The organism is Chryseobacterium gambrini (assembly GCF_027920505.1).
Classification (GTDB): Bacteria; Bacteroidota; Bacteroidia; order Flavobacteriales; family Weeksellaceae; genus Chryseobacterium; species Chryseobacterium gambrini.
Map to the genome: position 1 here is coordinate 1,806,087 of NZ_CP115857.1, position 12,921 is coordinate 1,819,007.

The following is a 12,921-nucleotide window of genomic DNA, read 5'->3' on the forward strand; positions in this document are numbered from 1 at the left end:
TTTTCTTAAGCTTCAGTATTTTCTTCTGTAGATTCAGCAGCAGCTTCTCCTTCTGTAGTTTCTTCAGCAGGTGCGTTTGCAGCTTCTTCAGCAGCTTTAGCATCCGCTTCAGCCTGTGCAGCAGCAGCGATTCTAGCTTCGTTTACTTTAGCTTCAGCTTCTAAAGCAGCTTTTTTAGCATCTACTTTAGATTGAGTTAAACCGTCTACTTTACCTTGTACTTTTGCTTCTTTAGCCTCTACCCAAGCATTGAATCTTTTTTCAGCTTCAGCTTCATCAAAAGCTCCTTTAGCAACACCACCTTGTAAGTGTTTTTTGTAAAGTGCCCCTTTGTAAGAAAGAATAGCTCTTGCAGTATCAGTTGGCTGAGCACCGTTGTTTAACCACTTCACAGCAGAATCAACGTTCAAATCGATAGTTGCAGGGTTTGTAATTGGGTTGTATGTTCCTAGTTTTTCGATGAATTTACCATCTCTTCTTGCTTTAGAATCTGCAACCACGATGTGGAAAAAAGGTCTTCCTTTAGATCCGTGTCTTTGTAATCTGATTTTTACTGACATAATGTTTGAATTTTACGGGAACTCGTCCCAGTTAAATATTTAAGAGTGCAAAGATAATATTTTTTTTCAAATATTCCACCTAATAATTTTCAATTCTTAAAACTGTTTATATATTTGTGATTAAAGTCTTCGAAATGAATGTCTGTAAAAACATTTATATTTATTTTTTCATCGCCTTTCTTTTCTTTTTCCAGGTTTTTTGTTCCCCATTAAACGTTTATGATGAAGGAATTGTTTTGGTTAATGCCAAAAGATTACTTCAGGGAGAAAGGTATTTAAAAGATTTCTGGACTATTTATCCGAAAGGTCAATACTGGATTTTCGAATCCTGGATGAAAATTTTTGGCGGAAATCTGCTTTCGGTAAGGTGTCTGGAATTTTTAATCGGAATATCATTTGGAAGTTTCTTCTATTTTATTGTCAGAAACCTTATTAAATCTTCGAAAACAGCAGCTTTTTCTTCTCTGATATTTTGCTATTATCTTAATTCCAAATCTGATTTCCTTTTTTTCCCTCCTATCTATACCGCATTAATCTGTATCAGTATATCATACTTGTTATTTTTCAGCTATTTAGATAAAAGAAAATCTCACATCCTGTTTCTGTCTTTTTTAGCTCTTCAGGTTACGGCACTATTCAGAATAGATTTTTTCGTATATTCCTTTATTTCTTATATTCTAATTCTTGCTGTATCCATATTTTTTGATAAAGAATTATTCCGGAAAATTTTATTATTCGCCGGAGTTAGCTTATTATTAGCGGCTTGTGCATATTATGCAATATTTACTTCCCAGGAAATCAGTCTATATTTTCAGACTCTCATTGCTGAGCCCGGCTCTCTGATTAAACAATACAGAGTAATTCCAATAAAATCAACATATTACTTATATCCTTTATTATTCGTATTTGCTTTGTTTACTGAATATCGAAAGATAACGGGATCCGAGAAGCAAAAGCCCAATTACAAACTGCTGGTCGTAATTTTTAGTGGATTTTTATTTTTAAATCAGCTATTTAACAGAGCCGATACGATACATTCTTTGCCTGTATTATTTTTTGCATGTATCATAGGAATTTACTATATCCGTTCATTCTTTAAAAATTTACGTTTTACTCTACCAGAATGGATAAAATATATAACAGCTGTAATCCTTCTTTTTGTTTCTGTTAAAAAAATATATCGGCATAATACAAGGGATTATAATACCGTAAATCTTTTTACAATGCCTTATTTAAAAAGTGATAAAGATTTAACGGATGTTATCTTTTTTATTCAGAACAATGTAAAAAAGCAAGATTACCTTTATATTGGTGTTGACAATCATGATCAGTTTTTGATTAATCACCTGATTTTATACTACTTTTCTCCAGGAAAAATTGCAACAAAATACAGTGAACTGCACCCCGGAATTGCCAATACTAAAACAGGGCAGCAAACAATAGTTGACGAACTTACCAAGAATAAACCTAAGTTCATCATTACAAGTGACGAAAAATCTACAGAGCCAAACAAAAGCAGTAAAGATATGGGACTTAATATTATAGACCGTTATATCGGGGAAAATTACCGCTCATATCCTTATCATAAATCTCATTATAAGATTTTCATTATCAAATAAAATTAGATCACTCCCATATACAGAAACCCTAAACACTTCTGGTTTTCTTCAATGGTTAAAGATTCTTTCAGATGGTCTACAATTTTCGGAGAACTCCAGTAACATCCGATATTATTTGCAGTACAGGTAAGATACATATTCTGAACCGCCATGGAAACCGCTGCGATTTCTTCCCATTCCGGAACCATTCCGCTGAAATTGACAACAATGGAAACTACGATATCTGCTTTATTGATTTTAAAACCGATATCGTTGTATTTTTTTTCTAAAAAAAGTGTTTCGGGTTGGGTAGATTTGTAAATCGACTGCATTTCTAAAGCCAGTTTTGCTTTTTCTTCCCCTCTGAATATTTTGAAACGCCAAGGTTTTGTACGTTTATGATTGGGAGCTAAAGTTGCCGAATGTAAAATTTCGTCAAGAATTTCCTGTAAAATTTCTGTATCCGAATAATCTTTTGGAAATATACTTCTTCTTTGCTCTATGATTTCTTTTAAAACTTCTGCTTTATTCATGAGCGCAAAATTACGAAAAAGTTGATGGTTGGCTATTGATGGCTGATAGTTTTTCCCTCTTTACATCAATAGATTTCCTGAACTCAGTTTTACTATTTTGCTAAAAAATCTCAACAATAAAGATAAATTCTTCTCACTTGGCTGCATTAAGAATGAAAACGTAGTTTAACTAAAAAATTCATCATTCATCATTCATCATTCATCATTCATCATTCATCATTCATCATTATTAAATGACCTCAATAATTTTCTGATGAATTTTATTCAGTGTAAATTCATCGCCGGGTTTCATGCCCATCATTTTTTTTGCCATCGGACTTTCGGAAGAAATGGCATAGAACCGGTCGCCTTCAAAAAAGAATTCTCCCAAGGAAACCGAAATATAAAACCTTGCTTTATTCGTAATGACCAAAGATCCCAACTGAACTTTTTCGGTGGAATTATTCAGGACTTTAGCCATATTTCTTTTTAAATCGTTTAACGCCCCCAACTGACGCTGCATCTGGTAGATTTCTTCCTGCATCTCTTCTCTCATGCTGTCATATTTCGGAGTCTTTTTGATGTCGCGACTTGCTTCTAATGTAAATTCTATGAAGTTTTTTAATTTTTCGATCTTTTCGGCAATCACGTTTTTTACATAATTTCTTATGTTGTTTTTCTCAAATACGGTCTTCTCCATACATCAAATCTTTATATAAAGATAATATTTTTTCAATAATTCTTATTCGGCTTAACATAAAATAACAATTCCAAATATGGTGCTGAAATTTTAAAATAATTTCTACATTTGTTTTTTTAACGAATAAAAACTAAAAATACCATGTTTAAAGCACCATTTTCTTTCGAGGGAAGAATCAGAAGAACAGAGTATGGACTATCCTATCTTATCTATTTAGTATTTTCTGTTCCCTTCAATCTTTATTTTAATATGAATAATAATGAAGAACCTTCAGGAGTTGTTCTTATTATCTTTTTACTATTGCTTATTCCTCTAGTGTGGTTTATGTTAGCACAAGGAGCAAAAAGATGTCACGACAGAGGAAATTCAGGATGGTTCCAAATCATTCCCTTTTATTCCCTTTGGATGTTATTTGGAAACAGCGACCATGGTCCGAATGAATACGGTCCCAACCCGAAAGGTGAAGGAAATTACAATTCAATTAATGAAATAGGTCAAAAAGAATATTAAATAAATAAGCCTTGCGAGTAATTTCACAAGGCTTTCTTTTTATTTTTCTACTAATTTCTTCAGATTATTCAGTCCTTCTTCGTAGGATTTTCCCATTTGGTAATCCATCATCGGCCGCATTATTTTCATCATCGGATCCTGCTCTGTATCCATCGTCCAGGTTACTTTTGTTCCGTTTCCTTCTGGAGACAACGTGATTTCTGAGGTTGCCTGTCCTGCAAACGGTCTTTCAAAAATCATTTCTGTTTTCTGCTTTTGGTCTGTAACCAACTCTTTCATTTCCTGACAACCTGCTCCTGCATCATCATTTTTGCTGTCCCAGCAATACTTATCTCCAACCTGACCTTCGTTTCCGGAATACACAATTTTCATATTCGGATCCAGCTTCATCCACGGATTCCACTGATTAAAGGCTTTCATGGAACTGATCTGTTTCCAGACTTTCTCTTTAGGAGCATTCATCACCATCGATTTTTCGTAATGATAGTTTTTGCCGAATGCCACCATTGCGATTAAAGCATAAACAACAATTAATAGTAAAATGATACCAAGAATTTTTAAAATTTTTTTCATCGTTATTAAAATTTAGGGTTATAATTTTTATGATAAGGACACTTCAATTTGCTGTCAAAATTAATCAATCCGGCTTCATCTTAACTTTCCATATGACAAGATTATACAATAGCGTCAAATTTTGTCACAACTTCCTTTCAGGCATCATTTTTGAGCTTTTTCGCTGTCGGTTCCGGAGAATCATTAAATTTACAACAATTAAAAATCAGAATATGAATATTTTAACAGAAAAATTTACCACACCATATCATTCAGCTCCATTTAATAAGATCAGAAACGAAGATTACCTTTCAGCTTTTAAAGATTTAATTCAGAAATCTGAAGAAGAAATTAACGCTATCGTTGATAATCAGGACGCCCCGACTTTCGAAAATGTAATTGAAGCATTGGCTTATTCCGGCGAACAGCTAGATGTGGTTTCCAATATATTTTTCAATTTAAATTCGGCAGAAACCAGCGATGAAATCCAAAAGATCGCACAGGAAGTTTCTCCGATTTTAACAGAATATTCTTCAAAAATTTCTCAAAACGAAGCCCTTTTCAGTAAAATTAAAAAAGTGTACGATGAAAAAGAGAAATATAACCTCAACGAAGAGCAGGAAATGCTTCTGAATGAAACGTACAAAGGTTTTGTGAGAAGCGGTGCTTTATTAAATGAAGAAGACAAAGAGAAATTAAAGAAAATCAGCATGGATTTGTCTTTAAAATCACTTCAGTTCGGGCAAAATGTGTTGGCTTCGACGAATAATTATTTTAAACATATCACCAATAAAGAAGATCTTGAGGGAATTCCGGAAGCTATTCTGGAACAATATGCAGAAGAAGCCAAAGAAAGAAATCTGGAAGGATGGGTGGTAACGTTACAATATCCAAGTTACATTCCGTTCATGACGTATGCAGAAAACCGCGAATTGAGAAAGGAAATTGCTTTGGCAAACGGTAAAAAGTCTTTCGACGGTGGTGAATTTGATAATCAGAATTTAATTAAAGAGCTTCTTTCTTTAAAACAGCAAAAAGCTGAATTGTTAGGCTATAAAAACTACGCAGATTATGTTCTGGAGGAAAGAATGGCAAAATCTCCGACAAAAGTCATTGATTTTCTGAACGAACTTTTAACCAAAGCAAAACCTTATGCCGATAAAGAAATTGAAGAGTTAAAATCTTTGGCAAAAGCAGACGGAATTGAAGAAATGCAAGGCTATGACCACGCTTTTTATGCTGAAAAACTCCGTAAAGCAAAATATGATCTTAATGATGAAGAATTAAAGCCTTATTTTCCTTTAAATCAGGTTCAGGATGCGGTTTTCGGATTGGCAGAACAACTTTTCGGATTAACTTTTGAGGAAAGAAACGATATTCCGAAATATCATGAAGAGGTAAAGGTTTATGAGGTATTTGAAACAGGGAGTGGGAAGATGGAAGATGGAAGCAACCATTCTGAAAAAACTTTCAAAGCGCTGCTTTATGTAGATTATTTCCCTCGAAAAGGCAAAAGAGCGGGAGCCTGGATGACGAGCTATAAAAATCAATACAAAAAAGACGGCGAAAATTCCCGTCCGCATATTTCTATCGTTTGCAATTTCAGCAAACCGACGAAGGATACTCCAAGTTTACTCACGTTTCAGGAAGTAACAACTTTGTTCCATGAATTTGGTCACGCCCTTCACGGAATGCTTGCCGATACGCAATACCCTACTCTTTCGGGAACTTCCGTAAAATGGGATTTTGTGGAGCTGCCTTCTCAGTTTCTGGAAAATTTCTGCTACGAACCGGAATTCTTAAAAACATTCGCAAAACATTACAAAACAGGAGAAGTTTTGCCGGATGAAAAAATTGAGAAAATAGCACAGTCAAAAAACTTTATGGAAGGTTACCAGACATTGAGACAGCTTGGTTTCGGATTACTGGATATGAATTACCATACGAAAGTCGGAGAGTTGGAGAATAAGAGTGTGAAGGAGTTTGAGGATGAATATACAAAAGCAACACAGTTATATCCTTCAAATCCTGAAACCGCTATGAGTCCGAGTTTTTCACATATTTTTCAGGGTGGATATTCTGCGGGATATTATTCTTATAAATGGGCGGAAGTTCTGGATGCAGACGCGTTTCAATATTTCAAGGAAAACGGAATTTTCAATCCTGAAATTGCTGGAAAATATAAAGTTCTTCTTTCTTCCGGCGGTACAAAAGATCCAATGGAACTGTACAAGAATTTCAGAGGAAGCGAACCGAAAGTGGAGAGTTTGCTGAAGAGGGCGTTTGGATAAAAACATTTATAAAACCATTAAGTTATTGAGCTTAATGGTTTTATTTTAAAAATCTGTGATGAAATTTTCAGCTATTCTTTAATTATAATCTGAAACGCAAAGCTTTATATTCAGAGCTAAATATTTAAGTAAAGCAAAGTGAGGCAGATTTCATCTGCTATGAAGCGCACGTTTCATCATCCGCACATAACGGAAATATACTTGTTCTCTTTCATCCTAAAAATTGTTTTTACTTTGCGTAGAATTAAAATTTATATTTGAGAATCCGCTTTAAACCAATTCGAAATTAAAACCATGGAATTAATTAATGATATTGTCTGTCAGGTTTATTTTGACGGCAAATCAACCGAAAAAATTTTTGAACTGTTAAATCTTTATCTACCTAAATACGAACCATTGAATTTAGATTATACTTCCAGAATAGATAGCGAAGAAGGCTTTAGCAGCAATAAAGAAATGATCGATTATTTTGTAAGTACAGATCATATTGACCAGACATTTTACTGGAATCAATACACTGACAATCCTGATAGAATTTTGTTTGGGGTTAATATAACTGATGATAATAAAACTGTCTTCAGTTTAACTATTGACGGAACCATTACCTTAGCTGAAATTTATTTAAATGATTTGAAACAAAGGCTGAATTCTGATATCGGAGTTATTACTTTTTTTAATCCTGCAGAGTATAAAAATGGACTTGATTTTAAAATGAAGTATGGATAAAGAGTTTTCAAAATTAAATCTGAATTTGGTTTCGAAGTACAAGGTTTAATTCCTGATGAAAATAATTCATTATACAAAAATTTTGTAACCATAAAGCCTGATTGAAAAATTTAGCATATGAGCTGATAAAATTATTATATTCATTGAAAAAATAAAACGTATCTCAAACTATAATAAAAACACTTATGCATAGATTAAAAGTTCAACAGAATCTAATTATCCTTTTATTAATCTTCACCATCAATCAAACTTTTGCACAAAAGAAGGAATTTCGGGATACAGAAGTTGATACTGTTACTTTTTTGAACAACAGAAAAATATTAAACAGCTTAAATACAGATAAATTTCAAAAGAAAATATTTGAAGATCATGAGGTTAAAATTCCGTATAGATTTTTAACTCCTAAAAATAATAGCAAAAACAAAAAATTTCCCTTGGTTATTACATTTCACAATTCTACAAGGATTGGAAATGATAATGAAAATCAACTTGAGCCATTTGCCAAAATATGGTTACAGGAAGAGATTTATGAAAAATTTCCATGTTATGTTGTGGCTCCACAGTTTAACAAACGATCGACAAACTATGAAACCAATGCAGAAGGTATTCAAATTTCAAAGCCTTCCAACGAAGTTTCTGCTTTATTGAATTTGATTAAAAAGCTTAAAAAAGAATTTCCGAATATTGATAAAAACAGAATCTATCTGATTGGCTATTCAATGGGAGGTTCAACTGCTCAAAATCTTATGAATCTAAAACCCAATACATTCGCAGCGGTTGTTTCTGTGGCTTCTGTTCCGGATTTTTCTAATCTTAATAAAATCAAAGAAAAAAATATCTGGCTAATTCATGGTAAAAATGATGATGAAAACCCTTACATTGGCAGCGTTGAGTTATACAATAAACTTTCCTCTGAAAAAAATTTGATTTTTACAACTTTTACAAATCTTCATCATAATAATATTGTGATTCCATTTCTAATTACAGATGAAATTCCAAAATGGCTATTTGAAAAACATAAATAAACATTTACAATTTCATAATTTTACGCCATGAATAAAACAATCCACAGACTAGAAAACGTAAAAAAACTCCAGGCAAAAAGATGGGAAAATGAAGATCATTGGGATGCAATTAACGATCTTTTAATCAAAGAACTGGATGAAATTTTAGCGCTTGAACCGGAAAATACTTCCGCTTTAATTAATATCGGTGCAATCTATTCTGATATGGGAGAAGACGAGCAGGCTTTAAAATATCTTTATCAAGCGTTGAATCTTGGTTCGGCGGATAAGAATCTTTTTATTAATCTTGCAATTGTGATGACTTATATGGGAAAGCATCCTGAAGAATATCATGAATTTTTAGAAATTGCGGAAGATAAAAAAGAAGATCCTCTTACTTTTAAAGCTCATTTTGATCCTCAGTCTCGTTGAGAATTTTATTTAAAAAAATGATTCTGTTTACTAATCAATTCCCAATTTTTCTGTAATTTCAGCATTTTTAAAAAACATAAATAATAACCACCTCCTATGAAGAAAACAATTATTTCAGCATTTTTTATTATCATTTTTTCAGCCCTTAAAGCACAGATTCCTACTGTAAAACCTTCGACTGTAGGTCTGGAGAAAAATTATCAAAACTTCAGCTCAAAAAAAGAAACGGTTGTTCAAAAAGAAATCATAAAGCTTGGTGATTTTAAAGACCTTCATTTTCAGAAAATTGTTCTTAAAGATTTGTCGGATGATTCTTCGCTGAGCGTTTTAGGCATCATGACACTTTCCGAAACTTTCGACAACATTTCCAGAAAGACTATTACTCTGGAAAAAGATGAAGTCGAAAAACTCATCAATGCGCTTGAAAAAATTCAGCAGAACTCATCTTTCAAACCTGAAAACGATACCAAATACAAATACACCACCAAAAGCAATATCGAAACAGGAAGCAACTACCATGCAGATGTAAAAACATGGGAATATTATCTGAAATTGCCTGCTACATTCTACAGCCAGAATGAAATACAGCTTTCCCAAAACGGACTTACCGAATTGATACAATTCCTTAAAACGGCATATCAGAAACTTTAAAAACAAAAACAAGATAACTATGTTTACTTTCCTTAGAAGAAAAAAGCCTGAAGTTACCATCAATTCTATTTCTATCCCAACTTTCGGCTGGGAAATCGTTGAACAAAATGACGCTCAGATCGTCTGGGTAAATCCCGAACAAAGCGCCTTGATTTCTCTGTACTTTTTCAACATTCCGCCAGATTTACCGACTGTTAAAAATATTGATGAATTAAGAAACTTTCACAGGCACTCAGTTTCTGCTTCCGGTGGAGGCATTGTTGAGGTATCAATATTTAACCTTCATAATATTCCGAGTGTAAAGACTATTTTTAAAATCCCTCAACCTGAACAAGGGATGAGCTATCTTGCATCCGTTACTATTCCTTTTGAAAACTGCAGTTTTGTAATTAAAACCCAAGCTGTTGAAGTCGGAACAACAGGGATGAGAGATAATCTGGTACTAAACAGATTTCTCCAAAACGGCGAAGTTACATTCGATGATAATGGACTGAAAAACTGGTTTGAAGATCCCTACGATCCTTCCTTTAAAGAGGGCGCTCTTATGAATAAATCCGAAACAGAGGAGTATGACAATGATTTTCCCCATCATCCGCTTTCCATAGTTCGCAGCATGATTAAAAAAGCCATCGAAGAAGTGATTTTAAAGGATGAACTAAAACGGCTGACTGCTTTCAGTAAATAATAAATCATCGGCAGAGTGTATGAAATAATACCACTCTGCTTTTTTTATGTAAAATTTTTCACTACCTTAGTTATGAAATTTGCTGAAAAATAAAGCAATACATAAGATTATGGCAGAAAAACTTTATTTCATCAAAACAAATCCTGTTGCCGCAAAGATCAATCTGTACAACAAACTCTGCCGCGAAGAAGACACTGCGCTTCAGTTTTTAAAAAAAGATCAGAAAACAAGTTTTGAGCTTATAAAAAAGAAAATTCAGGAGAATGCAGAAAGTCTCGGTAAAGAAGAAGTGGAAGATATTTTCAATTGGTTTGCATCAAAATACAGCTCCGATCCGGAAGAGATGAAGACTCAGCTTTTCATTCATGGCTTAGATATTTTTTATGAAATAACAGATTCTTTACAAGTTGAAAAGTTTAACCAAATTCTTTCAGATTATGAAAAATATTCAATGCAACATTTAGGGTACAAATGCAAAGCGGAAGATTTCAACCGTTTTCTGATCTATGGAATATTTTTTACAGGATTAGTACATCAGAAAAATGAAAATTACCTGTCGGATTATTTACAATTAAATCATAAAGATCTGTATTCTTTTGCTGAACAGGAATTTCAGGTAAAAAATAAAGATTTTTCCCACGAAAACAACTTTCCTGACTTTGAAAAACTATATGACTGCACCAAGTTTTATAAAGGTTTTATCATGAAGCTTTAAAAACTCTTAATAATTTGAATGAGAAATAACCAAAAAATAATCCAATCGGATGAATTGGATATGCTTTTAATCCTTCTTCCTTCCGGATGGAGTGAATTTCTGCTTTACATTCATGGAAGAAGTTTTAATTATGTAATTACTCATGTTTTTAACAATCCTTATTCAGAAATCATGTATGCCGTTCTGGATCTGATACAAGACAAATGGGAAACTGAATTTATCTGGTACAACGAACCGGGAGGATGTAAATTTGAAATAAAACGAATAAAGGATAAACAGCATAAAGCCATTATTTCTATATATTATTTTGAAGAATCTTACGGAGGACAGTTGAATTTTAAACTGGAAACTCAGTTCGAAGTTAAAATAAAACAATTTGTTTTGCTTTGTTACCTTCAACTGAAAAAGACTTATTTACTGCTTAATGATAAAGAATTTTCAGAAAAAAGAAGCGGTGCCTTTCTTGTACAGAATTTCCATGACTTTGAAAGAAAAGTCGAAGATTTTCTGAAGAAAAAACAAATAATTTTTTAATAAAATTCTATATTTGCACTCATGAAGCACTTAAATAACCTATTGCGTCTTCCTTTTTTCAGCAATTATTATTACCCGGATAATCGTTCGGGAAGACTTCTATAACCATATTCAGTAGAAATTTAATCTAAAAATATCATAGAACCCGGACAGTTTTGTTCGGGTTTTTTCATGCTTAAAAATTAAAAAAAATGATCAGGAAATTAAAAGAAAACGCAGAAATCATTTTGCCGGAAAACGGACTGGAAGAAAAAATTCAGCAGGCAGAAAAAGAAAACAGAAAATTAATCATCAAACTTGGGTTTGATCCCACTGCTCCGGATCTGCATCTGGGACATGCAGTTGTTTTGAAAAAACTGAGACAGTTTCAGGATCTGGGACACCAGATTGTAATCATTGTCGGAAGTTTTACCGCAAGAATTGGCGATCCTACAGGAAAAAACAAAGCGAGAAAACCTTTAACCGCTGAAGAAGTTCAGCACAATGCGGAAACGTACATCAGTCAGCTCTCCAAAGTGATTGATGTGGAAAAAACAAAAATTGTCTTTAATTCGGAATGGCTGGATGCGCTGAATTTTTCGGAAGTGATCCAACTGATGTCGAAAGTGACGGTTGCGCAACTGATGCACAGAAATGATTTCAATAAAAGGTTTTCAGAAAATACACCTATTGCAATGCATGAACTGGTGTACCCTGTTTTGCAGGGATTTGATTCTGTACAAATTGAATGTGACATTGAAATGGGCGGAACCGACCAGCTTTTTAACTGTACGATGGGACGACAATTACAGGAAAGTCACGGAAAATCTCCGCAAATCGTGATGTGCATGCCTTTGCTAAAAGGTTTGGACGGAAAAGAAAAAATGAGCAAATCCCTGAATAACATCATCGGATTAACCGACGAGCCGAATGAAATGTTCGGGAAAACAATGTCGATTCCGGATTCTTTAATTAATGAATTTATTGAGCTTACCACTGATTTTTCTCCCGAAGAGAAGAAAAGTTTAATGCAAAATATCTTAAACGGTGAAAATCCAATGAATATTAAAAAGCTGATCGCTAAAAATATCATCACACAATATCATGATGCAGAATCGGCTGAAAATGCAGAGTTATTTTTCATGAATCAGTTTCAGAGTAAAAATTTTAAAGAAAAAGTTTTTGAACCGGTCTTCATGGATTCGCTCCATCATATTCAGCATAAAATGACTTTAACAGAATTATGCCATCAACTGAAAAGTAACGAAAGTAAATCTTTCATCCGAAGACTGATTGAAAACGGTGGAATTCAGATCAACAATATAAAAATAACTGATCCGAATGAAGAAATTAAATTAGAGAAAGGAATAAAAATTAAGATCGGAAAAAGAAGTTTTTTTGAACTTTTGTAGATATTTAATTTCCGAAGGCAATTTTCTATATATTCGTTTCTTTAAAATTTAAAATACAAT

15 protein-coding genes are annotated in these 12,921 nt (G+C 33.3%); 11 read left to right on the forward strand and 4 right to left on the reverse strand.

Annotated features, from left to right (window positions below; genetic code table 11):
• Positions 1-5: 5 nt before the first annotated feature.
• A complete protein-coding gene (locus tag PFY09_RS08095; RefSeq protein ID WP_271162070.1) occupies positions 6-560 on the reverse strand; it encodes a 30S ribosomal protein S16 in 555 nt (184 codons plus the stop codon).
• 1,223 nt (positions 561-1,783) lie between these two features.
• On the opposite strand from PFY09_RS08095, the gene PFY09_RS08100 reads away from it, so the two are divergent.
• Entirely contained in the window at positions 1,784-2,179 is a 396-nt protein-coding gene (locus tag PFY09_RS08100) for a hypothetical protein (protein ID WP_271162071.1), read from the forward strand.
• Between the two features lie 2 nt (positions 2,180-2,181).
• Here PFY09_RS08100 and PFY09_RS08105 read toward each other — a convergent pair whose 3' ends face one another.
• Positions 2,182-2,691, reverse strand: a complete 510-nt coding sequence (locus tag PFY09_RS08105; protein ID WP_271162072.1) for a nitroreductase family protein — start codon at positions 2,689-2,691, stop codon at positions 2,182-2,184.
• Between the two features lie 229 nt (positions 2,692-2,920).
• Positions 2,921-3,370 carry a GreA/GreB family elongation factor gene (locus PFY09_RS08110; RefSeq protein ID WP_076396041.1) on the reverse strand — a complete coding sequence of 150 codons (450 nt, stop codon included), beginning with the start codon at positions 3,368-3,370 and terminating at the stop codon, positions 2,921-2,923.
• A gap of 141 nt (positions 3,371-3,511) precedes the next feature.
• On the opposite strand from PFY09_RS08110, the gene PFY09_RS08115 reads away from it, so the two are divergent.
• Positions 3,512-3,880 (forward strand): DUF805 domain-containing protein, encoded by a 369-nt coding sequence (locus tag PFY09_RS08115; protein WP_185117433.1) that lies wholly within the window; start codon positions 3,512-3,514, stop codon positions 3,878-3,880.
• A 39-nt stretch (positions 3,881-3,919) separates the two neighbouring features.
• Here the strand turns inward: PFY09_RS08115 and PFY09_RS08120 are convergent, their stop codons facing one another.
• Positions 3,920-4,453, reverse strand: coding sequence for an SRPBCC family protein (locus PFY09_RS08120; protein WP_271162073.1), 534 nt, complete (start codon positions 4,451-4,453; stop codon positions 3,920-3,922).
• A 212-nt stretch (positions 4,454-4,665) separates the two neighbouring features.
• Here PFY09_RS08120 and PFY09_RS08125 point away from each other — a divergent pair, with 212 nt between their 5' ends.
• The 9 genes from PFY09_RS08125 (at position 4,666) to tyrS (ending at position 12,861) form a co-directional block, all read left to right on the forward strand.
• Positions 4,666-6,723 (forward strand): M3 family metallopeptidase, encoded by a 2,058-nt coding sequence (locus PFY09_RS08125; protein WP_271162074.1) that lies wholly within the window; start codon positions 4,666-4,668, stop codon positions 6,721-6,723.
• A gap of 294 nt (positions 6,724-7,017) precedes the next feature.
• Positions 7,018-7,449 (forward strand): hypothetical protein, encoded by a 432-nt coding sequence (locus tag PFY09_RS08130; RefSeq protein ID WP_271162075.1) that lies wholly within the window; start codon positions 7,018-7,020, stop codon positions 7,447-7,449.
• A 185-nt stretch (positions 7,450-7,634) separates the two neighbouring features.
• The gene (locus PFY09_RS08135; protein WP_271162076.1) at positions 7,635-8,474 is read left to right on the forward strand and encodes a carboxylesterase family protein; all 840 of its coding nucleotides are present in this window, start codon (positions 7,635-7,637) and stop codon (positions 8,472-8,474) included.
• A gap of 27 nt (positions 8,475-8,501) precedes the next feature.
• Complete coding sequence (locus PFY09_RS08140; protein ID WP_271162077.1) at positions 8,502-8,885, forward strand: hypothetical protein; 384 nt, start codon at positions 8,502-8,504, stop codon at positions 8,883-8,885.
• Positions 8,886-8,981: 96 nt separating this feature from the next.
• Positions 8,982-9,536, forward strand: a complete 555-nt coding sequence (locus tag PFY09_RS08145) for a hypothetical protein (protein ID WP_271162078.1) — start codon at positions 8,982-8,984, stop codon at positions 9,534-9,536.
• 19 nt (positions 9,537-9,555) lie between these two features.
• Positions 9,556-10,221 (forward strand): hypothetical protein, encoded by a 666-nt coding sequence (locus tag PFY09_RS08150; protein ID WP_256037960.1) that lies wholly within the window; start codon positions 9,556-9,558, stop codon positions 10,219-10,221.
• Between the two features lie 109 nt (positions 10,222-10,330).
• On the forward strand, positions 10,331-10,936 hold the full coding sequence (locus PFY09_RS08155) for a hypothetical protein (RefSeq protein ID WP_271162079.1): 606 nt from the start codon (positions 10,331-10,333) through the stop codon (positions 10,934-10,936).
• Positions 10,937-10,954: 18 nt separating this feature from the next.
• Positions 10,955-11,470, forward strand: coding sequence for a hypothetical protein (locus tag PFY09_RS08160; RefSeq protein WP_271162080.1), 516 nt, complete (start codon positions 10,955-10,957; stop codon positions 11,468-11,470).
• Positions 11,471-11,661: 191 nt separating this feature from the next.
• Positions 11,662-12,861 (forward strand): tyrosine--tRNA ligase, encoded by a 1,200-nt coding sequence (tyrS, locus tag PFY09_RS08165; protein ID WP_271162081.1) that lies wholly within the window; start codon positions 11,662-11,664, stop codon positions 12,859-12,861.
• The last annotated feature ends 60 nt before the right edge of the window (positions 12,862-12,921 follow it).